Genomic DNA, 25576 nt, shown 5'->3' on the forward strand with positions numbered 1-25576 from the left:
ACAGGGGTATCACTCTTTTATTTTTTTTCGGGCGGGACCTGGAGTTCAACGGCAACCAGCTGGTTTTCTCTGCGGACGACCAGTCTGACGGTATCACCGGCTTCCAGTTTCCCCAGCTCTGATTTGAGGGTTTTACAGGACTTGATCAATTCATCGTTTACGAAGACCACCAGATCGTCGGGTTTAAGACCTGCCTCGGCGACCTGGGAACCGGGGAGAACAGTGTCGATAAAAGCGGGGGTACGAAATAAAACATCGGGGACCATCACCAGGCCAAAATCGATCGGTTTGTAGCGTTCAACGATGGAAGGTTCCGGTTCATTCTGGTCTTCGCTGGATTCGAATTTGCCGGTCACGATCTGCCTGATGCTTTTGCTTAGTACATCGATGGGCAGGGAATAATTCACCCAGGTATTCGTCTTGGCGTTACGTACCTGTTTGCCAATCATCCCCAGCAGTTTGCCATCATAGGTCATGATCACCCCGCCAGCAGCTCCGGGGTTATTCGTGATCGCGTCTACCACGTATACATCACCCGTATAAGACAGCTCGAAGGCGCCTCTCCGCCGGGGCAGATCGGTGCGGGCTTCAATGACGCCGTGCAGCACGGAGACCGGTTCGTCTCCCGTAGCGACACGAAACATGTTGCTGAAACCCAGGATCCGTGTGCCTGCGCCTGCGGTCGCTTTTTCTTCATAATTGAAGTAAGGCAGATTCAGGTCACGTTCGGATTTGAGTTTAATAATCGCCAGATCCAGGTGAGGTTCGGCTCCGAGAACTTCCGCTTCAAAACGTCTCCCGTCGTGCAGTACGACAGACAACTGGTCCGTATCCAGCACCGGGCTCCAGATCGTGGCAATATGACCTTCTGGAGAAACCAGAAAACCGGAACTGTAGCCGTATAGATTTTTAACTCCCCCCGCCCCAAAAATTTTGACCAGGCGTGGCAGGGCATACTGAATCGTCTCGCGCGAAGAGGCATCCAACCTGTGCATGGGAACCAACAGTACTCCCAACAGACAGATACAGATCAGGATCGGTTTAATTAATTTAGCTTGATTCACAGAGTATTTACTTTCATCACGAAAGGATGCTATTTCCCGCTGGCGTCCGTGGTTTCCAGTTTCAGCCGATCAATTTTCAATTTCATGACAGGACGGTTTTCATACTGGACATCAAGCTCACCCGGAAATTTCTGTCCGTTGAGCGTGCGAAACTGTTCAAAGCGGATTGAACAGGGTTCTGAATTCTCCGTCAGGTAGAAATCACATCCACGCAGTGAAAGGTCCGACTTGTTGAAATACCAGCGGGAGATGGTGCCGGTTTGTGTGGCTACCATAACGTCGACCATCTCGTTCTTCCCATCCAGGGGTTCGCTGCCCAGATAATAGAAATCCGTAAAACGATCTGTCTGTCCGGAGAGTAAGAGACGGAAGTGATGCAAGGCTGCCAGCAGTCCGCCTGTTCCTGGAGGCTCGTCGACAGGCATCCCTGTTTCCAGTGATTGCAGGAAGACATCATTACCCGATTCCAGGCCGATCCCTTTATCAGCCAGCGTGAGTGTGAAGTCTGCTCCGTTATCCAGCTTCCCGATCAACGTCCAGTTGCCTTTGCGATCAGCGAAGTTACTGTGAGCGTGCAGCGCCTGTAACAGACGCTCCTGTTGCTTTTGATTGAAGTAATAATTGGTAAAACCGGTTTTGGGAACATACAGATGTTTGTACTGTTCCGGCGGTGCAGGGGGAGCGGGATGTCCATGAGGCATGGGGATCGGCATCTTCGGCTGTTTGGGATCCTCGTCGTCCGGTTTTTCCTCGGGGAGCATCTTGGGGGAACTTACATGTTCCTGGAGTTCCGCAGCCGTGTGCAGTGGCTGCAGACGGACGTAAATTTTCGTTTTCTGCTCATCTCGACGATAGACCAGAGGCAATGTCCAGCCTGCAGGGTAAATCCCCAGGATGTTCTTGAATTGATTCACACTGCGGATCGGGCGACCGGCGAAGGAGACAATCTCATCTCCGAGCCTCAGCCCTTTGCGATACGCGTCTGAGTCCTCCAGAATCTCAGCCACATCCACTTTGGCATCAAAACCGGTCGCCACGGTGGCTCCCAGCGACGCGTGGTCGACAATTCGGCCGCTCTTGAGATGATCCCAGAAGTGTTTGATCTGATTGATCGATATCGCGTAGCCTGCTCCCGAATTGACGCGTCCCCGCTTTTCAAACGAGCCACGGCCATTGATGCCGATCAACTCACCCTGGTCATTGAACAGGGGGCCGCCCGAGTTTCCGGGGTTGATGGATGAGTCTACCTGGATACAGTCGGTGTATTCCAGGAATGTTCCAGCCGGGTACTGGTAGCGATGTACGCCGCTCACAATCCCATAGGTAATGGTCGGTTGGAAATCGGTTGCCAGCAGGAACGGGTTACCCATCGCGTAGGCCCAGTCACCCACCTGAACTGTGTCGCTGTTCCCCAGTTTCGCGACGGGAAAATCATTACGGCCCAGCAGTTTGATCAAAGCCACATCCCCGGTCGGGTCAATGGAGACAATGACAGCGTCATACAGCTTGCCGTCATTCAGTCCACACTTCATGAAGTTACCCGCACCGGAAACGACATGGAAGTTGGTCAGCGCGTAGCCATCAGGAGTGACGAGCACACCCGAGCCACCTCCATCACCAGCACCACCGAAGATGGCAACCACTGAAGGTGAGACTACTTTGATGACATCAATTCGCTGCTTCTGGGCAGCCAGTACAGCTGGATCTACATTCGAAGTGTCAGCTGACGCGGGAGCCTGGCAGAGCAGGCCGATGATCAACAGCGCACAGACAAAAACGTTCTGCATTGATTTCCCTTATCATTCAGGACCGTGGTAGACCAACCCGTTTTCGGGAGAGTCATCAACGAATCCGGGTTATTTAATCAGGCGGGCATTACACAGATCCAGGTGATCGCAGATCTCCAGGTTGTCTCCAAAATCAACCAGGATCTCCAGGTCACGGACGCCACTGACATCCAGATCTAAATCGACAGGTGAGTCAGAACTTTTCACGTTGCCGGCGAAGAGCGTACGGCCATTGCCTTTAATTTCCACATATACAAAACCGATACCAGGGACCGAGTCATCAATTCCCATCACAGCCCGGAAACGGCGGTAATCGTCTTTGAGTCGATACTGCAGCAGGGTTTTGGAATGAATATAGAGTCCCCGTGAGTATTCTTTGCCACCCACACGCAGCGGTCCTCCATCGCGATGTTTGTCACGGCGATACTTCCAGACGGTGTCGAAGAAGGGCGTGTATTCAATGTTGCGTGGTTCCAGATCGGACAGGTAACGTACCTTTCCCTGGCTGAAATCCAGATTCGCGATTACCGAAGGAGAAAGCCTGGTGCGGGCGCCTGTCTGCAGAGTGGCTTGGAAAAATGTCCCATTATAAGAAATCGCTGAAGCCTGCAGGGTGCCTTCGTCGGTCAGCTTGACTGAACAGAAGGGGGTTGTCTCTGCCGTCGCTGGACGAGCGTAAATAATACCGAAGACCCGCTGACGATTCACGGGGACTTCATCTTCACCGGCAAAGAACTGAATCCGGTCAGCGGAGATGTTGCCGACAACACCATCAATGTAGTCGAGCACATTTTCTTTCTGGACGACCAGCAGATCCTTATTGTTTTTGCCGTTGAGTAGTTTGTCCCATGATTTCTCAAGATCGGAATTCAGGGCTCCGAAGCGAACGGATGTGACCGCTTTGGTAGGAACAGTCAGGCTTCCCGTCTGCTCCCCCTGCAGAACAGTCTCCCGATCATTGCTCTTCAAATCCTGAATCGGAAAGCGGGAACCATCAGCCAGCCGCACCATTAGAGGAGATTCGAGTGTGCGTTGAAAGCGATTCTGAGTGAACCGGACATTCAACACACCTGAGAGAGGATACTGTCGATCATCCTGCCCCTGCTTCAGCTGGATTGTACCCTGGTTCAATGACTGCAACTGACCAGAAACGCTTGTTCCCGTCAGAGAGGTCACTTCGACTTCGGGGGAGGCTGCCAGCAGCATGGTCATGGTGGCACAAAACAGGGAATGCATAAACGTCTCCAGTATTTATATTAAAATCGAGGCGAAATACGGTCTGGCATGTCGCTTATTTGCCGGAACTCGCTTTCTCGGTCGCCAGCTTTTTAAAGTACTTTTCGATCGCCTTCCGATAGTGGGAAGGGAAGTTACGGTTAATGATATTTTTGGCCGAAGCCTGTTTCTTGGGAGGCAGTGTTCCCCAGCCTCCATTATTCGACAGCTTCTTCTTATCGACCTCGCCGGGGGCTGTAGACCCTTTGACGCGGCTTTCATCTGCGCCCTGCTCAGGAGAACCGGAACTGCTGGAACCCGAACCGGAAGAGGGGCTGTTCTTGGACTGGTCTTCCATTTTCTTGATCATCTTGTCGAGTGCCGCGATGATTTCGTCTTCAACTTTCTGAGTGTCTTTTCCCGACTTACCCAGATCAAGACGTCGCTCAACATCGCTCATCTTACGGGAAATTTCATCAAGACTGTCTTCTTTAAGCGATGTAAGATCTGCCTGCATCAGTGTGGCCAGCTGTCGATAGCGTTCAGGGATTTCCTGAGTCCGATCAAGCAGTTGTGTCAGTGTCTTTTCACAAGCTTCTTTCTGCAGGAGATGATGCTCGCAGACCGCTTTGTAAAACAGGTATCCGGCTGGATCGACCAGTTGGACGGGTTGGATGGTATTGAAAATGACCAGTGCCTGATCAACCATGCGATACTGCGTCAGGTTGCGGGCGACGTAGTATCGCAGATTGGCGAGATAGAATTGATCGGCTTTGCCCTCTACTAGAAGTGGTTGATTGGAAAACACCGGGTACTGATCCGACAGCTGATAGGCGCGGGCCACTTCACGGGCTTCCGGTTTCACTTCGGCAAAGACCTGCATGGTCAGATTCAGTTTGTCTTCCGCATTCAGGCTGGGATCCAGTTTGGCCAGCAGGGATGCGACCCGCTTTAACAGTTCCGGATCTTTGGCTTTCTGTTCGACGGTCCAGGTCTCCAGCTGAATTTTCAGATCGACGGCTGATGGAGCCGCGTAGAGTACCGTCTTTTCTTCTTCAGCCGGTTTCTGCGCTTTCGTTTCCAACGGAAGGGCGTCTTTCTCTGAAATCTGCCCATACACCGTCAGGGCAGGACCGTTCCACAGGAGCAGCAGAACGCATACTTTGAGCAGATTTCTGATGCCGCTTTGATTCTGACAGTTGAGTAACTGCTGTTTCATCTTGGTCTGTTACCTTTGTGTAAAACAGGTACGCTGCTATTTGTTTTTTCCGGTGGCCAGAATGTAGGTGGCATTCTGGATGCGTGTCTGTCGATCCGCCAGATTCTGCAACTGTTCCAGCAGGTCAGCACGATTGGCATCCTTTTCCTGGGCCAGTTTTTCGATGCGGCGGGTTCGGTTATTCACTCGTAGCTGCATGGAACGGAGCATCTTGATCTCAGCCAGCATGTCGACCAGGGATTTATCTTTGGGAGAGCCCTGTTGTTGCTGCTGTTGCTGTTTCTTCTCGTCTTCCGATTTCTCCATCTCTTTCTGCAGCGCTTCGATCATTTCTTCCAGCGTGCTGATTATGTCCTGCTCGATTTCCTGTGTCAGGGTACCGACTTTAGTCTGGTTGAGCCGATACGAGACCGACTGCACATCTTCCCGCACCTCAGTCAGAGCTTCGCCAAAGGCGACAGAAGAACCTTCGTCTTTGATCATCAGAATCGCTTTATCAACTTCGGTCCCGATCATGGTCTCTTCACGCGATAACTGTACCGCTCTTGCGGTATGACGGCTGTTGCGTTCTTTTTCTGGTACCTGGTCGATCGACAGGGTGCCGGCATAGACACGTTTCTGCTGTGCGAGAATCTTCTGCAATCGGGCCTCCATGGCAGCCAGCTTCAATTCGCGTTCTTCTTCGCGTAACTGACGCAGCATCTCTTCCAGCTTCTCTTTGGCCTCTGTCAGTTTACGAATCGCTTCGTCCTGATGTTTTGAAGCGTTTTCCTTCTGTTGCTTCTTCAGTTCTTCAATCGCTTTTTCCATCTCCTGACGGGCTTTTTCCAGTTCTTCGCGTCCCGGAGTTTTCTGCTGTTGCTGCTGGTTCTCTGACTGCGGAGACTGTTGCTGTTGCCCCTGCTGGGACTGCTGCTGTTGCTGCGATTGTTGCTGTTGAGACTGCTGCTGTTGCTGTTGTTGAGACTGCTCTCCCTGTTGAGGAGACTTTTCCTGGGGAGAGCCTTTCTGACTCTGGTCTGATTTCCCTTGTTGGGGAGATTTATTCTGAGATTTGGAATCCTGAGACTGATTCGATTTTTGATCAGACTTTGATTCGGGCTTGCCTTCTTTCGGGTCAGATTCTTTCTGCTCTCCTGATGGCTTCTGATCCGAATCTTTCTGTTCCTGATCGTTTTTATTTTCAGACTGCTGTGAGTTCTTATTCTTCTCTGCATCCTGCTGGTCGATCTTCGCCTCCAGCTTTTTGGCGTTATCAGCGGTCTTCTGCTGTTTATCCTGGAGGTCAGCCGGGTTCCCCCCGCGTTCCGTTGCCGCTCTGACATCCCGTTCCTGGCCGATCAACCGGTTTACATCTTTAAGCAGATTCTGCAGCCGTTCTTTTTCTTTCTCCACTTCGCTCATGCGGTCTTCGCTTTGAAGCAGTGCGAGCAGGGCCTGCATGTTTTGAAGCAGGTTTTCCTGCCGTTCGACCGCTTCGCCCAGCTGTCCGTCCTGCAGCATCTGCAGGACCCTCTGCATTTCGACCGTCATCTGGTTCTGCTTACTCTGACCAAACGCACGAAACAGCAGGTCGGCCCGGGCAGGGTCAGTCTTTTTCATGTACTCGCCCAGATCGTGCAGAGTCGATTCAAATCGTTTGAACTGCTGGGAGATGGCTTCTTGTTTGTCAGAGAGATCCCGTTTCCCATTTGCGGTCCCAGAGTCTGCGGCATTATCCTGAGCGAAGGTGTAAGGGGCACAAAACAGAACGCCTGTGATCGCGAACAGCAGGCAGGCGATGCGGGGGCGATTCAACATAAGAAGTGCTCCTGACAGAAAATTCATATCGAACTCAGAACCGATAGGGAGGGAATACGTAAGGGCTGTGTCTTTCTCAACATAATGAGCGCGCTGAGAAGAAAGCACAGCAATTTATTATATCATGTCGGGGACCATGTTCGAAGCATGTTTTTGTGTTCAGTCAAAAGCGGGTTGAAAATCGTATTTTGACTGAAACGCGGATTGGCGACAGATTATTCCAGTCCCAACCCTTTGAGACGATCGAGCAGCTTGTTTTTGCGATATTTTTTTGTCTCTTCGGTTAATTCTTTTTCGCGTTCAATCAGATTCTTCAGCATTTCAATGGCTTCGTGAAACTCCAGCAGGTCCTGCATTTCATCAAGGACACTCTGCATCCGATTCAGCATGGCATTCAAAAGTTCAATACTGGTCTGCATTTCCGGTAACGGGTCGTTTTGTTTCTCGATGGCCAGTCGGAGCAGTCCCAGGTGTTGATCGACCTCTGGGAAGTCCTGCTCGTGGATCATAGTCAGGGGGCTGAGAATTTTGTCGTCAATCCGGCCCAGAATCTGTGCTGTGGCGACTCCGTTGTTCACCAGTTCTTCGCGGATGTCATGAAATGATTCTACGATCGACGCCGTTTCTGTCGCATTCTTACGACTCCCATACAAACTGCGGTCGGCTGAAACTGCGACCGCCGTCTGGATTTCCAGCAGCGTGTCATTCCATTTGGGATCGCTTTGTCCCTGCTTTTGTTTCGCTTTGATCGATTCTGCCTGCTTGAGTTGTTCGATACGCTCGCTCAGTTCATCGCGCGTCTGTGTGACTTCTTTGAAGATTTGTTCGAAGCGTTTCCGCAGGTTGAGTTCCTTGGAATAGAGCTGGGAGAGCAACTCTTCGTCGGTAACAATTTCAAAGTGATAGGTTTCGCCATGCACCTGATGCGGACCGCTCAGATTGTCTGCATCTTCCGCATGGACGGTGAGGCTGATTTTCTGACCGACTTTCAGATCCAACGGGAGAACTTCAAAGCGTTCCCACTCCTCCCGGTCATTCCGCTGCAGGGTGAATTCCCGGGGGCGTTCACTTGGTTTCTTGCGGAACGGCCGGGGGCGGAAGTTTTTATCTTCATCGACCAGGAAATCAAATCGTGCTGCCTGAATACCGTAATCATCGGTAATGGTTCCCTGTACCGGAATCATGGCCTTACGGGTAATCGATTTGCCAATTCCTTTGAGCTGCGTATCAATTTGGGGTGGTTGATCGACAATTCCGTTGATGCTCAAACGGATCGGCTCGGTTACCAGCAGCCCGTCTGCATCCTCCAGATAAATCCGGATCGGTTCGTCCGCCATGAGTGGAATGCGGGCAGGCAGAGAGCCACTCTGGGCCTCAGACTGAGGTTTACTTTCACTGATCAGCGTGAAGGGAATCTGGAACTGTAACTGGTCTGACCCACACATCTGTGACAGTTGGGGGCCCGTGATCTCAACCTGCGTGACAATTTCTCCCTGAGGGTTTTTCCAGGCCAGATAACTCTCGGTCTGGCTATTTTCCTGCGGTGTTTCGAGTTGCAGTTTGAGACGATCTGTTTCGAACAGGTATCGGGTGATCGGTTTATTGGCGCTTGAGATCAGATCAAACTCAGTATTTACAGGGATCGAAATCTGAGTGCCCTGTACGGCCAGAAGATCGGGGACTGGTTTGCCCGAAGCCGGCTCAACCTGGTTCAGGCCCATATAGGGCGGGTACACACATGAGAGTTGAATCTGGTCCAGCACGGGATTTTCCACAATCTCAATAGTGTAAGGCTCGGGATTGGTATAATCATTCCCCGACACCCAAACCTGAATGTCTTCCAGCAGATCGGTAATCGTGTGTTTAAAACGGCCTTCTCCCATACGGGACATCACAGTCCGGCCGCCTCCCCGTCCACTTTGCATCCGATAAGTCAGTTGGACGCGTTCGGGAGCCTGCTTTCCATCTGCCGTTTCCACCAGCAGGGTCAGATCGTTACCCAGCCCGTGTTTGTAGACTTGATTCTGAAAATCTTTGACCCGGTCACCAGGCTGTGCGATGACTTTAACCACCAGTCCCGTCTCTCGATTCCAGTAATCGGTTTTTAGCTCGAGGTAACCCTTGGCCCAGCGGGCCATTGCCGGTTGATTGAACACCGCCAGCGTCAGGATCGAAATACACAGGGCCAGCGCACAAAGAAAGGCACGCCGCAGCGGACGTTTGTCAAACACATCTTCCAGCGGGAGCTGTCTGCTGCCCTCGGCGACCTCATGCACGGTCCGTTCCAGCATCGCACGGGTCAGGGCATTCTGTGGTTCTTGGGTCTCGTGCAGTTCAATCGCGGTCGCCAGCCGGTCATTCAGTTCGGGGAAGCGTCGCTCCAGCACCAGTGCGAGTGCTTTGCGGCGCATTTTTTTCATCAGGCGAAAGAGCAGCAGACTGACCGCCAGCATGAGAATTGCCGAAACGGAAATCAGGACCAGCGAGGCACGAAACCAGACCGGCAGTTCAAAATGGCTCAGCTGAAAGTAACCCCAGTCAACCAGGAAGCTGGCCCAGAAGATCAGACCGATCACTGCCAGCAGCCGGGCAACTCCTTCCAACAGAATGTATCTGCGGATTTTCCCACGCAACCGATTGAGGAGATCGGTGATTTCCTGGGGGAGCGTGATTTTTGATGGTTCATTCATAGGTCTGCTTTACAATCATTTGGGACGTCGATTGATGTGCCGGAGTTCCCTGAAATTCTTTCCATTACTGATTATCATGATAATTTAAACAGTTTTCGTGTCAGCCACTCCGTCGCCAGCAGGCCTGCTAACAGGAAGAAGACCCAGGCCTGATCCCAGAGGGTTCTCAAGCGTTCGTCGATCAAAAACTCTTCACCCTGGTCGGGCAGCAGTGCGGGAATTGTTTCCGCTTCTTCCAGTGCAAGATACGCACCGCCCGTATCGCGGGCCAGTTCCTTGAGGCCTTTGACATTCTGGCTCAGTGATTCATCCTCCAGTCGGGGCAGCAGGACATTCAGACTGCCTTCGACGGCCTGTCCCTTGGAATTTGGAACGGTCACATTGAAACGATACTTCCCGGGCAGGCTGGCTCGGAAGCTGGCCGTGTATTCCCCCGGACGGTTCCGGTCCTGCATTAAGAGCAGATTGGGTACCAGAGGGCGTCCGCGTGGATCAATGACTTCCATTGGCACCGATTCCTGAACCAGCGGCTGGAATTCCGGATCCAGCAGTCGAACCCGTACCGAGACGGTCTGTCCCAGAACGTATTCATCCCGTTCGAGAATCAGGGTCCCCCGCTTCGTACCCCGTCGAGTACGTCCCTGTCCGACATTGCGGATCAGTTTGGTCCAGAAGCGGTCATAATAATCTTCATCAACGGATCGGAGACGCCACATTTCGGGACTGCCGAGGTAGAAGCAGCGGCCTTCACCGAAATACTGCGAAGCCATCAGAATCGAAAAACCGTGTTCGGTTTGCGTTTTGGGATCGGGGAAATGAGCATAGACTGTCGCCGCAGCTTTGGCTCCGTTAGAGGGATAACAGCGATACAGCCCCGGGAATGTTTCCCAGAGCTCTTTCGAGGTCGCCGGATCGTCGGTCAGCATGAGGAAACCGGCATCCAGTCCCGCTTGTGTCCATTCGATGCGGCGAATCTGTGTCGCTTCCTGATCGAGATAATCCCTTACAAAGGAATTAATGAAGACTGGGTACAGATCGAGAATCGACTGATACTTGTCACTTTCCAGTGACATTTTAGGGGTATAGACATCACCGGCAACCAGCACGATGCCACCGCCCCCGGAGGAGACCCACTCATTCAGATTCAGCATCTGTTCTTCGGATAACAGGCTCCAGTTCACATCGAAGGCCAGCACGACGTCATATTCAAACAGGTCAGCTCGTTCGGGAAATTCATACAGCAACTGGTCTGCATCTTGTGAGACACCCGGGGGAGCAGATTGCAGCCAGACATCTGACTTGATGGAGGGGTGGCGGTAAAGCATTGTACGGGCGAAGCGGTAATCCCGCATCGGACCACCTGCGATCACCAGGACCCGAGTCGGACGGCTGAAGACATTCACTGTGTGTTCCAGTTCGTTGTCCATCGCGTTCGCATCCTGGGCCAGCTGATTGCCGCGCACCCGGATTGCGTAGGTGATTTCTCCCTCTTCGGCGGGCGTCCGTTCAAATTTGACATCCAGAGGCAGACCGTCTTCTGTCGGCAATAGAATGTCGCGAGACTCAATCACCGTTGGTTCTGCATCTCCCGGCAGCTTTTTCAGCAACTCCAGTGTGATATTTTTTCCTGGCATTCCGACCGCCTGCAGCAGAGCGGTGATTTCAAAGGCATCACCGAACTGTACATCGGTGGGAGCGATGATTTTTGAAACCTGCAGGTTAGCCGGTCGTGTCGGGCTGCCGACCCCGAGAGTAATCAGACGAACTTTGGCTTCCTTTGCTGCTTCGTTGGCAGAGAGTAAATCAGTGCCTGCATTAGAGGCACCATCGGTGGCCACGATAATTCCCGACAGCGTTGAACCATTGATTTCGCGGATCAGTTGCCCCAGTTGTTCCCCCAGTCTCGTTTCGAGCCCTTGAGGTTGCAGCAGAGTGCTCCAGTCAACTTTAGTATCCGTCTCTGTGGATGTAGTATCAGCTGATTCTTCAGTATTGGAAGTTTTGTCTTGTAACTCACGCTGGAAGACATGGTGTGGCCCTTTCAGGGCCTGGTCGAACGTGTAGACACTGACCTGGTGACTCTTCTGCAGGTCTGCGATCAGAGGAGAATCCGCGAGCAGTTTTTCTATGGCTTCCATCCGACTGGGGACGTTTCGACTGGCAGGGGAACTTGCATTTGCAGAGACTAGCTCATTCGGGTGCCTCATGGAGAGTGATGTATCGACCAGCACCGCAACCCGGGATGGGCGGAACGACATTTTCTGTGTGCGTTCATGCGGGTTGAATACGATGACAATCAATGCAATCAGCACCGCCAGACGCAACCCGGTCAACCAGCACCGCCAGAACACGGGCAGCTGAAACGAATCTTTCCAGATGGTGCGAATCGACAGGACCAGTACCAGTGCCAGCCCCCCCAACAGTAGCAGCCAGCCCCAGCCGGTATCGGGCGTATCGTATTCGATCGAACGAAACGCCGTGGTTTCGTCGGCAGCCAGCATCATGAATTGGGAGACAGAGCTCAGTAGGTTCATGCGGCAACGCTCGCAGTCTGGGGATGGTAGCTCAGGCGGTAAGCCAGCAGCTGTTCACAGAGCAATAGTATAAACAGGATGATCAGAATCGTGTTGGTGATTTCCCGCCCCGCTTCCTGACCCTGAATCCACTGGAATTCACCGGGTTCCTGAATCTGAATTGAGGGCGAGTTTCCTAGCTCGGCTGTGAGTTCATCTGTCGTCGCCAGTTCCAGATTGCTTTCGGTGACAGGGAAATTGAACGCATACATCTGGGATTCAACAGTCTGGTCCTGACGCTTCAGCTGTACTGTGTAGACACCCGGCTGGTCGGTCTCGCGAAAAGTCGTAATCAGTTTCAGGTCACCTGAGTTACTCGCGTCACTGTCCTGTTGGGGAGTGGCTTTGAGTCGTACGGTCCGTCCGCCGGCGGTCACGGGTGTTTGGATTTCTACTTCATCGGTGTAGGCGGCTGCATCCAGTGAGAAGGCGATCGGATCCCCGGATGTCTCAGCCTGCTCGTGGGAGCGAGACTGGACCAGGTATTTCTGCAGTTCCAACTGGAAGACGATATAACTTGGATTCAGCGCCCAGGAATTCCAGGGCTCTCCCTGGCTGGTCTGGACAGGACCGGCAGAAGTCAGACAGGTAATAATGCGTCCTTTCCCCAGTCGGTGTTCCAGGATCAGCGGATCCTGATTTCTCAGCTTGGCGATGATGCTGACTCCCGAAGCGGCGGCAGCCTTGTTTTGCAGCCACTGGGCAGAAATCGGGAAGTAACGCATGATCGACACCGCTTCGATCAGGGGATTGTCCTGACCTGCGAAAACGGAAAACAGCGGATGGTCACCGACCTCCAGGTCGACCAGGGTATTCGAGTCACGTGCAGGCAGGTCACGAGGCGCAATTTCCAGCGGCGCCGGGAACAGTCCGTTCCCTTCCTTGTAAAGTTTGTCGTTGTAAAACGCAGGCTGGACCGAAGGACCTGCGAACCAGATCAGGCCGCCCCCGTTTTTGACGAAAGTCTCCAGGGCATCAATTGCATCGAGAGGCAACTCGGCCACATTGAGCAGGTAGATATTCTTAAACTGATTCAATGGGTGTCTGCGCAGGTAGTCGACATTTTCGACCGAGGGCGCAAATCCTGTGATGGCGGCGTCGGGAGCAATCGCGGTCTGGACGTACATCCATTCGTTGCCGGAAGGATTCCCGTCCACAATCAGAACTGGATTTGACTGCTTGACGTTGATGGACAGAAAACGTTCGTTGTCGCTGTCGAGTGCATCGTTACTCAGACTGACATTAATCTGATGCAGATTCGGTTTATTGAACACGACATCAAAATCCTGGGAGACTTCGCTGCCGGCTTCAATCTTGTCAAATACAATGCTCATCGGCAGTTTGTTCTGATCCACGAAAGCCGAGACGCGGACATCTTGAGCCACCTTGTCACCAAAGTTTTTAACGCTGACACGTAAGCGGAGCGGGACATCGACGGCTGCGACCTCCGTAGCGCCCGAGAGTTCCGTAATCGCCAGGTTGGGCTGTGAGTCCGGAACTGTTTTGACCAGATTGACCGTAGTATCGTTGCTGCTCAACTTTTCGATCGTCGCTGCGACCGATTTTTTCTCCTGCCAGTCTGCTTTACGGAAGTCGGAAATCAGGTGCAGGGTTTTAATCACCGCCCGGTCTTCATTCAGCAGATCCGCGGCCGCTTCCAGACCCTGATTCAGGTCCAGGCTCTGATGGGAACAGGTGAGATTTCCGAGCTTGGCATCGAGTTCGTTGATCAGCTCCTCGTTGATGTCACGTTGCAGGAACAGTGGCGCGTCCGCGCGGGAGAGCAGGATCAGAGAGAATTTTTCGGTGTTGGGACGACTCGTCCCCTCCGCGGCAATTTTACGGACGACCTGCAGTCCTTCCTGAAACGCCGACTGCTCACCCCAGACATTGCGCATAGAGCCGCTGTCGTCGAGTACGATCACGTGATGCGACTTGGCTCCTTGAAACATCGAGAGCTGATCCGGATCGAGAATCAGCCGCGCAATCAGCAGCAGCAGACAGACGATTAACAGGATCCGCAGCAGCAGAAGCAGCAGTTGTTCCAGAAGCACCCGCCGCTGGTTGGTCTGCTGGCTTTGCAGCAGGAATTCCATGGCGGCAAATCGGACGCGTTTATACTGGAAGCGGTTAATCAGATGGATAATGATCGGCGCAGCGACCATCGCGACACCGGTATAGACCAGTGCTGAATTCACAAAATGTTGTGTTAACCAGGCTTCCATAAACTATTTATCAGTTGAGTGTGTCAGGGGGTGGTCAATTCGTTGCTTATTGTCTGATCGACTGTTGCATCCCGATCCGGTGGTTCAGGTAATGCGCCAGGGCGGCATCAAGATACTCGCTGGTGCGAATGGTCTGATAGTCAAATTTATTGCGGGCACAACGGCGTTTTACGTCATGCAGAAACTCATGCATAGCCTTAAGATAGCCCTCGCGCAGCGAGCGGGGATCGCAGACCAGTTCGCCTGTTTCTTCCATTCCTTCAAACCGAGTCGTACCTGCATAATCAAAATCGAGCTCCTGATCATCCAGAATGTGCAGGAGCATCAGATCGTGTCCGCGATACTGCAGCAGTCGCAGCCCTTTGAACAGACTTTCACGGTTAACGAATAAATCGGATATGAGGATGATCGTCCCTTTTTGCGATCGCGTTTCGGCGACCTCTTTTAGTACGTCATAAATGTCCGTTTTTTGAGCAGGTTTTTCTGCCGCCAGGGCACTCAGTAGTGAATTCAGGTGAGTTCGCTTACTTAGTGCAGGAACTTTGGAGCGAATGGCGTCATCAAAAGTGACCAGTCCCACTGAGTCCTGCTGTTTGAGCAGCAGGTAAGCCAGGGCGGCTGCTGCCGTACACCCATATTCATATTTATTCAACGGTCCCGTACCAAACTGCATCGATTCGCTGACATCGACGAGCAGGGTGGTGCGGAGGTTGGTATCTTCTTCGTACTGCTTAATGTAATACTTGTCGGTTTTCGACCAGACCTTCCAGTCGATATTCCGGACGTCATCACCCGGGGCATACTCGCGGTGCTGAGCGAATTCCACCGACTGGCCGAAAAAAGGACTACGGTGCAACCCGGACAGAAAGCCTTCGACGATCGAGCGTGCCCGAATTTCCAGCCGCGAGATGCGGGAGATGGCTTCAGGCAGCAAAAATTTTCTGTAATCTTGGGTCACTGGTCAGTTCGCCTTCCTTAGACGGTGTCTCTTTTATCAAACGCTCAATCACCAGGTCGGAGGTAATCCCTTCCGATTCCGCAGCGAAGTTCGTCACGATACGATGCCGCAACACGGGAGCGGCCAGAGCGCTGATATCTTCTGTTGAGACGTGAGCGTTTCCGTTCAACAGAGCACGTGTTTTTCCACCGAGCAACAGGTTCTGTACCGCACGCGGACCAGCGCCCCAGCTCAGCCACTCATTGATGAAATCAGGGGTTCCCGGTTCATTGATCCGGGTCTGTCTGACCAGTGCCAGTGCATAATCGATGACGTGGTCCGAGACAGGGACCTGTCGTACGATCTTTTGAATCTCCAGTACATCCACGGCCGTCAGGACGTGTTCGATTTTGTCGTTAGAATCAGATGTTGTCCGGCGGGCGATCTGTCGTTCTTCCTGGAATGACGGGTATTTCACATACACTTTAAACATGAAGCGGTCCTGCTGTGCTTCTGGCAGTGAGTAGGTCCCTTCCTGTTCGATCGGGTTCTGCGTCGCCAGGACGAAGAAGGGATCACTGAGCAGGTGCCGCGTCTGTCCGACAGTCACCTGGTGCTCCTGCATCGCTTCCAGCAGCGCTGCCTGTGTTTTGGGAGGCGTTCGGTTGATTTCATCCGCGAGGACCATATTGTGAAACAGCGGACCAGGAATGAAACGAAATTCGCGTTCGCCTGACTCGCGATTTTCCTGGAGTACGTCGGTTCCCGTAATGTCGGCGGGCATCAGGTCGGGGGTAAACTGGATGCGGCTGAACGACATCGACAGCGTTTGTGCCAGCGAGCTGATCATCAGGGTTTTCGCCAGCCCGGGTACCCCTTCCAGCAGACAGTGCCCCCGGCTGAACAGGGCAATCAGCAACTGTTCGATCACGTCATCCTGACCGACAATTACTTTTGACATTTCGCCATGAATCTGCTGGTAAGCAGAACTCAGTTTATCAATCGACTCCCGCGTGATTTCCAGATCGGGAGATCCTGTGGATTCATTTTGTACGTCCGACATCCGTTTAAACACCTTTCTACAAAGGTAAACACTGCCTGCAGCAGAATGTTCCGTAAGAACTGCTGGTTCATCTTTCCTGTCTTCACAGGTAATCGACGCCGGGCGAGCACGCCAACGAGCATGCGAACCATTTCAGACAACGTGCCATTCCAAGTCTGACAAGACTCTATCGTAATGCCTGAGAATAGACTTTGCGACCATAAACCGAGAAATTACAGGGGTTTCCCGTCAATCTGGACTACCGGGAATATTCCGTACAGATCCCCATGATCAGTATAAAATCCATTTTCAGACGTCTGTCATTATTCTACTCGAACCGGCCCCCCGGGGAAGGATTATTCTGGGGGGAACCGGGAGTTCTCAGGGAAGAGGTGCGCAGGGAAAAGCAAATTTTGTTTGTAAATCAGATCAGAAAAATGTCCACTTTGAGACCGCTTAATCCCAGGCCAGTGGATTTTTCCAGGCGGACTTTAGTTCGTCCAGGCCGAGATTGATTACATTGCTTCCGGAAGTGCCCTTGATCGTGAGCTGTCGATTTCCGATGACTTCCCCGATTTCCACCAGGGGCAACTCCCCAAAGCAGAGTTGCAGGGCGGCAATTTTATCCGGAGCGACCTCGATCAGAAAACGGGTATTACTTTCGGAGAAGAGCAGACTGGCGGTGGACAGTTCCAAAGCTTCCGGTAGCCGGGTTGGATCCAGTTTCATTCCGTAGCCGCCGGCAAACGCCATTTCTGCCGCTGCAACAGCCAGTCCCCCTTCGCTCAGGTCGTGACAACTGCGTACGAGCTGCTGCTGAATCGCGGAGTGCAGGGCGTTGAAGATCAGCGGGGCGTCCTCTTTATCGACCTGCGGAACCTCTCCCCCCTCCAGGTTATTGACCAGGGCATAATGGCTTCCGCCCAATTCATCACGGGTGGCACCTACCAGGAAGATCCGGTTGCCGGGAGACTTGAGGTCCATTGTGATCGCTCTGCTCACGTCCGGGATCTGGCCGATAGCACTGATCAACAGAGAAGGCGGAATCGCGACGGTCTCTTTTTCTCCCTTTTCGTTCTCGTAGGAGAATTCGTTATACAGACTGTCTTTACCACTGATAAACGGTGAACCATAGGCGATTGAGAATTCCTGGCAGGCCAGGGCCGCAGCAACGAGACTGCCCAGGGTTTCTGGTCGGTCGGTATTGCCCCAGCAGAAGTTGTCGAGAATCGCGATCTTGTTGGGATTAGCCCCCACAGCAACACAGTTACGAATGGCTTCATCGATGGCCGAAGCCGCCATCCAATGTGTGCTCAGGTCGCCATAACGCGGATTCATACCGCAGGAGATGACCAGTCCTCGTGTTGAAGTCAGGTCCGGACGTACCACTGCCGCATCTGAAGGACCATCGTTTTGTACTCCAACCAGGGGTTTGACCACGCTACCGGCCTGGACTTCCTGGTCGTACTGGCGAATGATCCACTCCTTGCTGCAGACATTTAGTGAACTCAGAATGGAAGTCAGGTCTTTGTTGTAGTCATCTTTCTGTGTTGGAATCAACGGGGTGAATTCCGGTGTCTTGTAGACCGCATCACGCACGATCGGCGGTCGTCCATCGTGGAGAAACTCCATCTCCAGATCTCCAACAATCTGATCCTGGTATTTCAGAACAAGATGTTGTGTGTCTGTGAACTGACCGATGACAGAAGCTTCGACTCCTTCACCAGCGCACAGTTTCTCGAAGGCTTCCCAGTTTTTCGGGGGGACAGCCAGTACCATTCGCTCCTGCGCTTCGGAGATCCAGATTTCCGTGTACGACAAACCTGCGTATTTGAGCGGGCACTTGTCCAACCAGACTTCTGCGCCCGTCTTTTCCCCCATCTCACCGACAGCACTACTGAATCCGCCGGCACCACAGTCGGTGATTGCGGAAAACAGCTCTTGATCGCGGGCTTCAAGGATCACGTCCATTGTCATTTTTTCTGTGATCGCATTCCCGATCTGTACTGCACCTCCTGAAAGGGATTCGCTCTCAGAGGTCAGCTCTGCTGAGGAAAACGTGGCTCCATGAATCCCGTCTCGCCCGGTCCGGCCACCCACTGCGACAATATAATGCCCCGGCTGTGCCTGTTGTTTGGCCGACTTACCGACGGGCAGCATCGCGACGTTCCCACAGTAAACCAGAGGATTTCCCAGGTAGCGTTCATCAAAGTAGACCGCTCCGTTGACCGTAGGAATTCCCATTCGGTTTCCATAATCGCGGACACCCGAGACCACACCGGTGGCAACCGCTTTGGGGTGTAAGACGCCTGCGGGCAGTTCATCGTAAGAGATATCCGGAGGCGCGAAACAGAAGACATCGGTATTACAGACCGGCTTACCACCCAGACCGGTACCCAGCGGATCCCGAATCACGCCCCCCAGGCCCGTATTGGCACCACCGTATGGCTCCAAGGCTGAGGGGTGATTGTGGGTTTCTACCTTGAAGCAGACGTCCTGCTTGTCGTCGAAGGTGATTACGCCTGCGTTGTCGGCGAAGACACTGACGCACCAGTCTTTCTCGCCCAGTGATTTCCGAATTTCGGTTGTGGCAGCAAAGATGGTTTCTTTGAGCATGTTTTCGAAATGGATATCCCGTTCACCATCCCGGAAATGGATGCGGCCAGCGAGGGTTTTGTGCGAACAGTGTTCGCTCCAGGTCTGAGCGACACTTTCCAGCTCAACATCGGTCGGATCTTTCTCCTGTTTGACGTAATAGTCCTTAATCGTCCGCATCTCAGCCAGATTCAGATACAGCTGGCCTTCGCGACTCAGGGTTTCCAGCTGGCTGTCGTTCATATCCCGAATGGGTACTGTGACCAGTTCGAACGTGTACTCGCTTCCCAGGCGAATGCTGTCCATCAACAGGGGACCGCGGACGACATACTCGATGGCGTCGTTTGAGAGAACTTTGGACGCCATGCGATCAATCTCGTCGCTGTCTGCATCGGAGTTGACCCAGTACTTGCGACAGGTGGCGACATTCTCGATAGCCAGTCCGAGGTCAGCAATCGCATCGCGGGCACTGTTGGCCACGTTGTCAGTCACGCCCGGCTTGAACATCACATTCAGCAGCGGTTCGCTCGATCCGGACTCAGTCGATTCACCCGAAAGGGTGCGAATCTCGAAAGTTTCCACCACCGGGTCAGCCAGCAGATTACGGGCAATCTGTTCGAGGCCGGCCTGATCCAGGTTTCCTTCCAGCAGAAAGGAATGAGCCGTCTGCACGGAACGAATGGAATTCGCACCCAGAACCTGACATTCCTTGAGAATCCGTGCACCTTCACGGTCAATCTGGTTCTCGGCTGGTTTAATTTCGACTTCGCAAAGCATAGTGTGTTCCGTTACAGTTGATTTGAGTCAGTGACAGGCTGAGATTGTGGATTTTTGGGATCAGACTGGTTTCCACTTACGGTGCTGAATTTAATGCATCGTGATTCTTTTTGCCATCTTCCAGCAGCTGACGCAGCTGTTTTTCATCCTGGTTGACGATGGCCTCCCTCAACCGGGCGAGGGACTGGGTATATTTGTCGATGCTTTCAATAATGGCATCGCTGTTGCTGAGCAGGATATCGATCCAGATCGATGGGTCACCGCCGGCGATCCGGGTCGTATCGCGAAACCCGGTAGACGTAAACGGACGATTCTCTTCTGACAGAGTCATCGCTAGGGCTGAGGAAATTACATGCGGTAGATGACTGGTTTCTGCCAGGATCCGATCATGATTTTCAGGCGTGGTCTGCAGAACGTGCATCCCCAGGGCTTCCCAGAAACCTTTAACCCGCTCGATGGCCTCATCCGGTGTTTGATCATCGGGCGTCACCACACAGGGACGACCCGCAAACAGTTCGGGGTCGGCAAATTCAAAACCGGCTTTTTCAGATCCGGCCAGGGGATGTGATGCCACAAATGTGACTCCCTCAGGCAGGCTCCCATACAATTCGGAGCAGATTTTCTGCTTCGTACTGCCAACATCGGTAATTACCGTTCCCGGGCGGCTGTTTTGAGCCACGATGCGAATGAACTGGACGATGTTGTTGACGGGTGTGCAGACGATCACAAGGTCGGACTGGGCTGCCGTCTCTGCGATGTTGGTTGATCCCCGATCCAGCAGTCCTGACTGCTGGGCAGCCCGCATCCTGGAAGGATTTCGTCCTGCTCCGAGAATCGTTTCCGCCAGATGTCGCTGTCGCGCTGCAGCGGCAATAGAACCTCCCAGCAGACCGACGCCAATGACGCCGATCGTTTTGAAGAGGTGCGAATTTTGAGTCGATGATTCAGTCATGCTCCGTATTGTAGAGCTCCTGAATCGGGATTTCCAGCGGTTCGACGGTGGTATCAGGGAGCTACGTCAAAGTCGTGAGCTACGGTAAGTGATTTCACCAGAATCGCTTCGGTCTATTTCTATTTCTGCTCCGTAATTCGATACAGATAACCGTTGGTCCGCAGGTAAATACTCCCCTCACTGACTGCCGGCGAAGCATTAAACAGGTCTTCATCAGACTTGATTTCATTCCGTGCCAGTTCAACGTACTCCGGCACCGCTTTGAGCACGACTACCCCATTGTCGCGGGTCGTGACATACAGTTTGTCATCTGCTAAAACAATTGAGGCATACAGCCGGGATTTGGTCGGCAGCCGGTTTTTATAGACGACTTCGCCATTTTTCGCGTTCAGACAGAATGCAATCCCGCGATCGCTGGCCCAATAAAGATGCCCTTCGTGGAAGACGGGTGAAGTTACGTTGGCACCGACGTTCACTTCCCAGAGTTTATGGGTTTTTGTGACGTCTCCCCGGCCACCAGGCCGAACGGCAATACTGCGATTGCTGCGCCCTCCAAGGCAGTAGAGGATGCCTTCGTTTTGAACGACGACCGGAACGACATAGTCCTGAATCCCTTCGCAGGTCCAGAGCTGTTTACCGGTATCAGGATCGAAGCCCAGGATCTGGTTTTTCTGATTCACTACCAGTTCCTGTTTGCCTCCCGGTACATCGACGATAGAAGGAGTCGTCCAGGCCCGGACAATGTTCTCAGCTTTCCAGGCGACTTTCCCGGTGGCTTTCTCCAGAGCATAGACTGTCTCGCTTTCGATACTGGCATTGATGATCACGAAGTCTTTGTAGAGGATCGGCGAGGAGGCGGAACCGAATCCCGCAGTCTTATTGCCGACATCGGCCTGCCATTTGAGGTTTCCCTTCAAATCGTAAGCGACCACTCCCGAGGTACCAAAGAAGGCGTAAACGCCGGTTTCATCACAGGCAGGTGTCCCACTGGCGTAACCATGGTCCACAATACGTTTGGTGATTTTCTGCACCTGGTTCAAGGGGGCCACTGACTGGTCCCACATGATTATGCCATCTTCCCGATTGATTGAAATCACGTGCAGCCGCAGGTCAGCTGGGTTTCCGTCATCTTCTGCTGTCAAACCGTAATCGGTATAAGCAGTCAGAAAAATCTGGTCCCCGTAGAGAACCGGGCTGGAAGAGCCATGCCCGGGAAGTTTCGTTTTCCAGAGGATGTTTTTCTCGGCACTCCATTCCGTAGGTAATCCCGTCGATTCTGAAACTCCATTCCCGGAAGGACCTCGAAATTGAGACCAGTCAGCAGCCTGGCTGACATGACTGACTGAAAGACCAAATCCAACAAAAAGAATGAGCAGGGGAAGGATACGCTGCATGATCGGATTCCATAAGAAACAGGAATGAAGGAAAGCGGCTTGATACGGGAAACAGACATCCCTGGGGGAACTGTTCTCCTTAACAAGTTAGAATCTTTCCTGCGCACTCGCAAGCATTTTCCCTGTTTCCCGGAATTTTCTTCTCTGGCGGTAGAGTATACAAACGCAGGCTCAGACCAGCTTGGCAATCGGAGTTCCATCGCTGAGTGCCAGCGGTCGGCCGATGGGGGAAATCAGTTCTTTGGTGAAGTCGATTTGAAGCTTCTGCAGAATCGTGGCGTACAGGTCCTGAATGCGAACCGGTTCGGTCGGATCTTTTTCTTTTCCGTTGGGATCGGTTTCGCCGATGATTATATCCCCTTTCAAGCCACCTCCGCCCACAATGCAGGAGAAGCCTGAAGGCCAGTGGTCGCGTCCGTCCAGCGGATTGATCTTGGGGGTCCGACCGAATTCGCCGATACAAAGCACAATTGTCGAATCGAGCAGATCCCGTTCTTTGAGTTCCTTGAGCAGCGTTGCAAAAGCGGGATCGAGGATTTTCGATTGAGTCTGATGACCAGTGTAGTTATTCGCATGGCTGTCCCAGCCATTCAGATTGACTTCGATTGCATGCACACCCTGTTCGACGAGTCGCCGGGCGACCAGGCAACCCCGACCGAACGGAGAGTCGCCGTACGCGGCGCGGACGGCTGCCGGTTCTTTTTCAATTTCGAATGCCTGCAGTTGTTCGGAACTCATCATGGTCAGGGCACGATCGATAGTCGACTGATGCAACGTTTTTTGGGTCTGGATGGTGCGTCCTCTGCGAAATGCCTGTGAGACGACATTCAGGTTTTCCAGCCGCCGCTCCTGGCGAGGATCTCCCACCCCGGATCGCATATTGCCAATATTCTTACCGGGATCGGGAACGCGAAACGCATCGAGGTGTGCCCCCAGATAACCGCCTCGAGCCGGAAACTGGGTGTTACCCATGGAAATATGTTGTGGGATTTCCAGTCCTTTGTCGGGGGCTTCGTGTGTGATGATCGCACCTAGTGCCGGATAGACAGTCGTCGGTTCAGGGCGGTAACCGGTTTTGAGATATTTCGTACCCCGTTCGTGGTCTCCCTCTTTGGAGACCATCGACCGAATCACGGACATTCCCCCCAGCTGTTCTGCGAGCAGTGGATACATATCGGAAATCTGTAAACCCGGGACAACGGTAGAGATCGCTTTCCCCGGACCGCCGATTTGAGTCCCCGGGTGTGGGTCCCATGTCTCAAGCTGACTGGGGCCGCCTCCCATCCAGAGTGTAATCACAGATTTCCGCCGTTCCGGCCCTCGCTTTTGCGCAGCCTGAAGATCAAAGCCGGGCAGCATGAAGGAGAGCGTACCTCCCAGTGCAACTTTACAGAGGTCCCGGCGACTCAGCGATTGTGAAAATAGAGGAAAGTCGAACATGGCTCAATGATTCCATGAAAATTCAGGTGAATTATACAGCGCCCAGAACAGGTCCTCGGTGACTTTTTCGCGCTGTTCCTGATTCGAGGCAGACTCATACTGTTTCAAAAAGTGCGTCAGCTCTTCTGCTGTCGGTGGTCGGGACAGGCAGACCAGGAAACAGGTTTCAATCCGCTTTTCGTTCGAGATGTCCAGCGACGTGATCCGACCCACGGCATTAAATGGGGAGGCACTGCCGTTATCTCTGGCAAACTGACCGTTCATCCGCAACAGTGCTTGGGGAATCGTTCCCGGAAAGTCATTCAGTTCGTCACTACCCAGGTCCCCATATTCGCGTACAAAATCGATCTCCGAGAAAAAGCGACGGGCCCGCATGAACAGATTTGAATTCTGGTCAATGGTTTTCAGCGAGGATGATTGCAGCATGGAACCGATGATCTGCTCGGGACGCAGCCGGACCAGTGGGAACAGTGCCCATGCACGTGTCGCCCGTTGGATCTCTTCTGCGTCAACCATGTCTGTGGATGATGAACGTTGAAACGGTTTCGATGCCACAATAATCTGAATCAGGCGTTTGATATCGTATCCGTTCTTGCGGAAGTCCTGACCCAGAATGTCGAGTAGTTCGGGGGCTTCCTGTGTGAGATCGGTAGGTGCGGGCAGGTCATCCACCGGATCGATATAAGGTAAGCCGAATAATAGCCCCCAGATTCGATTGGCAGACGCACGTTCGAAACGACGGTTGTCGGGGTGTGTCACCCAGGTCGCCAGTCGCTCACGCAGTGTCCCTTCCTCAGGCAGGCACTCATTCAGGAAAGGAACCTGCGGAGCAACCGTTCGCGTTTCCAGCGTATTTCGGTCCTCAACTTCGTACTTCAGTTTTTTGTTCTGCCGCACGCCGAGGATCTGTACTTCCACCTGGCCATAAAAAGCAGTCAGGCCTTCGAAATCGGTCTGCTTCCAGTGATCGAAGGGATGATCGTGACACTGGGCACAATCGATTCGCTGTCCCAGAAATGCACGTACCGTACTGCCCGTCAGTTTGTTCCGATCCAGGTTACCATCTGCGACTGCCGCAGTGATGAAATTAGTTTCCGGGTCGCCGGTCCAGAGCCCTTCGCCGGCAATCAATTTTCTGACCAGTTCATCATAAGGCGTATTGCCCTGAATCTGTTCGCTCAGCCAGGCTTTGAAGCGATCGCGACGAAAGACAATGAATTGTCCCTGTGCGACTCCAACAAAGGCGCGTGTGAATCGCTCTGAAAAATAATCGGCGAAGCGGCGGTCATCGAGAAGTTTTAAGGTCCAGCGCTCCAGTCGATCATCCCCCGACATCGCCTGGAATTCACGTATCTCTTCCAGGGATGGGATTGTGCCATGCAAAGCGAGTGAAAGCCGACGCATCTGTGTCAGTTCGTCTGCCTCCGCTGCGGGGGCGAGATCTCGCTCCCGCCATTCTTGTATGAAGAACTGGTCCACCTGGTCGACCGTGCGGATCAGTGAATCTTCATTCTGCAGAACGGGGATTGGTTCCGCCTTCTTCAGGGGGCTGCTCGAAGCCCAGGCAACCAGCGAGATCACCAGCGCCACAACTCCCGCGGGGAGGCAGGTCAGGATCCAGTTGCGAGCGGAAGCGGGCATGTGATTGTCCTGAATGAAGAAGGTTCAAGGGGAATGGACATCCGGGAATCAGCTCCCGGGAATACCTTATCATACCAGTTGAGTCATTCGAAAGTTTCACTCATTTCTTGAAACTTCCCGCTTTTTTCCGGGTATCACTCTCTGCGTTCTGGCATCAACCAGGAGATGAATTTCTAAGCAATTTAAATAAAGCTGTTATATATTGGACTTACCAGAGGGCAGGTG

15 protein-coding genes are annotated in these 25576 nt (G+C 52.9%); all 15 read right to left on the reverse strand.

What is annotated here, in order from left to right:
* Window positions 1-17 precede the first annotated feature (17 nt).
* The 15 genes from RID21_RS23425 to RID21_RS23495 all read right to left on the reverse strand — a co-directional run bounded on the left by RID21_RS23425 (window position 18) and on the right by RID21_RS23495 (window position 25351).
* A complete protein-coding gene (locus RID21_RS23425) occupies window positions 18-1064 on the reverse strand; it encodes a S1C family serine protease (protein ID WP_350193119.1) in 1047 nt (348 codons plus the stop codon).
* Between the two features lie 29 nt (window positions 1065-1093).
* The gene (locus tag RID21_RS23430; protein WP_350193121.1) at window positions 1094-2851 is read right to left on the reverse strand and encodes a S1C family serine protease; all 1758 of its coding nucleotides are present in this window, start codon (window positions 2849-2851) and stop codon (window positions 1094-1096) included.
* A gap of 69 nt (window positions 2852-2920) precedes the next feature.
* Entirely contained in the window at window positions 2921-4087 is a 1167-nt protein-coding gene (locus RID21_RS23435) for an NPCBM/NEW2 domain-containing protein (RefSeq protein ID WP_350193123.1), read from the reverse strand.
* A gap of 55 nt (window positions 4088-4142) precedes the next feature.
* Complete coding sequence (locus RID21_RS23440; RefSeq protein ID WP_350193125.1) at window positions 4143-5285, reverse strand: hypothetical protein; 1143 nt, start codon at window positions 5283-5285, stop codon at window positions 4143-4145.
* 36 nt (window positions 5286-5321) lie between these two features.
* Window positions 5322-7085 (reverse strand): hypothetical protein, encoded by a 1764-nt coding sequence (locus tag RID21_RS23445; RefSeq protein WP_350193127.1) that lies wholly within the window; start codon window positions 7083-7085, stop codon window positions 5322-5324.
* A gap of 215 nt (window positions 7086-7300) precedes the next feature.
* Window positions 7301-9775 carry a hypothetical protein gene (locus RID21_RS23450; RefSeq protein WP_350193129.1) on the reverse strand — a complete coding sequence of 825 codons (2475 nt, stop codon included), beginning with the start codon at window positions 9773-9775 and terminating at the stop codon, window positions 7301-7303.
* A 74-nt stretch (window positions 9776-9849) separates the two neighbouring features.
* Complete coding sequence (locus RID21_RS23455; RefSeq protein WP_350193131.1) at window positions 9850-12309, reverse strand: vWA domain-containing protein; 2460 nt, start codon at window positions 12307-12309, stop codon at window positions 9850-9852.
* Window positions 12306-14573, reverse strand: coding sequence for a BatA domain-containing protein (locus RID21_RS23460; protein ID WP_350193133.1), 2268 nt, complete (start codon window positions 14571-14573; stop codon window positions 12306-12308). The genes RID21_RS23455 and RID21_RS23460 overlap by 4 nt, the downstream gene beginning before the upstream one ends.
* Window positions 14574-14619: 46 nt before the next feature.
* The gene (locus RID21_RS23465) at window positions 14620-15507 is read right to left on the reverse strand and encodes a DUF58 domain-containing protein (RefSeq protein ID WP_145037292.1); all 888 of its coding nucleotides are present in this window, start codon (window positions 15505-15507) and stop codon (window positions 14620-14622) included.
* The gene (locus tag RID21_RS23470; protein WP_145037294.1) at window positions 15497-16573 is read right to left on the reverse strand and encodes an AAA family ATPase; all 1077 of its coding nucleotides are present in this window, start codon (window positions 16571-16573) and stop codon (window positions 15497-15499) included. The genes RID21_RS23465 and RID21_RS23470 overlap by 11 nt, the downstream gene beginning before the upstream one ends.
* A gap of 435 nt (window positions 16574-17008) precedes the next feature.
* Window positions 17009-19924: a phosphoribosylformylglycinamidine synthase subunit PurL gene (purL, locus tag RID21_RS23475; protein WP_350193135.1), complete on the reverse strand. Its 2916-nt coding sequence runs from the start codon at window positions 19922-19924 to the stop codon at window positions 17009-17011.
* A 76-nt stretch (window positions 19925-20000) separates the two neighbouring features.
* On the reverse strand, window positions 20001-20876 hold the full coding sequence (locus RID21_RS23480; RefSeq protein ID WP_145181195.1) for a prephenate dehydrogenase: 876 nt from the start codon (window positions 20874-20876) through the stop codon (window positions 20001-20003).
* A gap of 119 nt (window positions 20877-20995) precedes the next feature.
* Window positions 20996-22270 (reverse strand): outer membrane protein assembly factor BamB family protein, encoded by a 1275-nt coding sequence (locus RID21_RS23485; protein ID WP_350193137.1) that lies wholly within the window; start codon window positions 22268-22270, stop codon window positions 20996-20998.
* 171 nt (window positions 22271-22441) lie between these two features.
* A complete protein-coding gene (locus RID21_RS23490) occupies window positions 22442-23710 on the reverse strand; it encodes a DUF1501 domain-containing protein (RefSeq protein WP_350193139.1) in 1269 nt (422 codons plus the stop codon).
* 3 nt (window positions 23711-23713) lie between these two features.
* A complete protein-coding gene (locus RID21_RS23495; protein ID WP_350193141.1) occupies window positions 23714-25351 on the reverse strand; it encodes a DUF1549 domain-containing protein in 1638 nt (545 codons plus the stop codon).
* Window positions 25352-25576 lie beyond the last annotated feature (225 nt).

This window comes from Gimesia sp., assembly GCF_040219335.1.
Taxonomy (GTDB): Bacteria; Planctomycetota; Planctomycetia; order Planctomycetales; family Planctomycetaceae; genus Gimesia.

What these genes read in the sequence shown, in the direction of transcription:
- RID21_RS23495 (WP_350193141.1), bottom strand. Translation starts at nt 25,351, where the DNA reads ATGCCCGCTTCCGCTCGCAACTGGATCCTGACCTGCCTCCCCGCGGGA.
- RID21_RS23480 (WP_145181195.1), bottom strand. Translation starts at nt 20,876, where the DNA reads ATGACTGAATCATCGACTCAAAATTCGCACCTCTTCAAAACGATCGGC.
- purL (WP_350193135.1), bottom strand. Translation starts at nt 19,924, where the DNA reads ATGCTTTGCGAAGTCGAAATTAAACCAGCCGAGAACCAGATTGACCGT.
- RID21_RS23485 (WP_350193137.1), bottom strand. Translation starts at nt 22,270, where the DNA reads ATGCAGCGTATCCTTCCCCTGCTCATTCTTTTTGTTGGATTTGGTCTT.
- RID21_RS23450 (WP_350193129.1), bottom strand. Translation starts at nt 9,775, where the DNA reads ATGAATGAACCATCAAAAATCACGCTCCCCCAGGAAATCACCGATCTC.
- RID21_RS23490 (WP_350193139.1), bottom strand. Translation starts at nt 23,710, where the DNA reads ATGTTCGACTTTCCTCTATTTTCACAATCGCTGAGTCGCCGGGACCTC.
- RID21_RS23440 (WP_350193125.1), bottom strand. Translation starts at nt 5,285, where the DNA reads ATGAAACAGCAGTTACTCAACTGTCAGAATCAAAGCGGCATCAGAAAT.
- RID21_RS23435 (WP_350193123.1), bottom strand. Translation starts at nt 4,087, where the DNA reads ATGCATTCCCTGTTTTGTGCCACCATGACCATGCTGCTGGCAGCCTCC.
- RID21_RS23430 (WP_350193121.1), bottom strand. Translation starts at nt 2,851, where the DNA reads ATGCAGAACGTTTTTGTCTGTGCGCTGTTGATCATCGGCCTGCTCTGC.
- RID21_RS23470 (WP_145037294.1), bottom strand. Translation starts at nt 16,573, where the DNA reads ATGTCGGACGTACAAAATGAATCCACAGGATCTCCCGATCTGGAAATC.
- RID21_RS23455 (WP_350193131.1), bottom strand. Translation starts at nt 12,309, where the DNA reads ATGAACCTACTGAGCTCTGTCTCCCAATTCATGATGCTGGCTGCCGAC.
- RID21_RS23460 (WP_350193133.1), bottom strand. Translation starts at nt 14,573, where the DNA reads ATGGAAGCCTGGTTAACACAACATTTTGTGAATTCAGCACTGGTCTAT.
- RID21_RS23445 (WP_350193127.1), bottom strand. Translation starts at nt 7,085, where the DNA reads ATGTTGAATCGCCCCCGCATCGCCTGCCTGCTGTTCGCGATCACAGGC.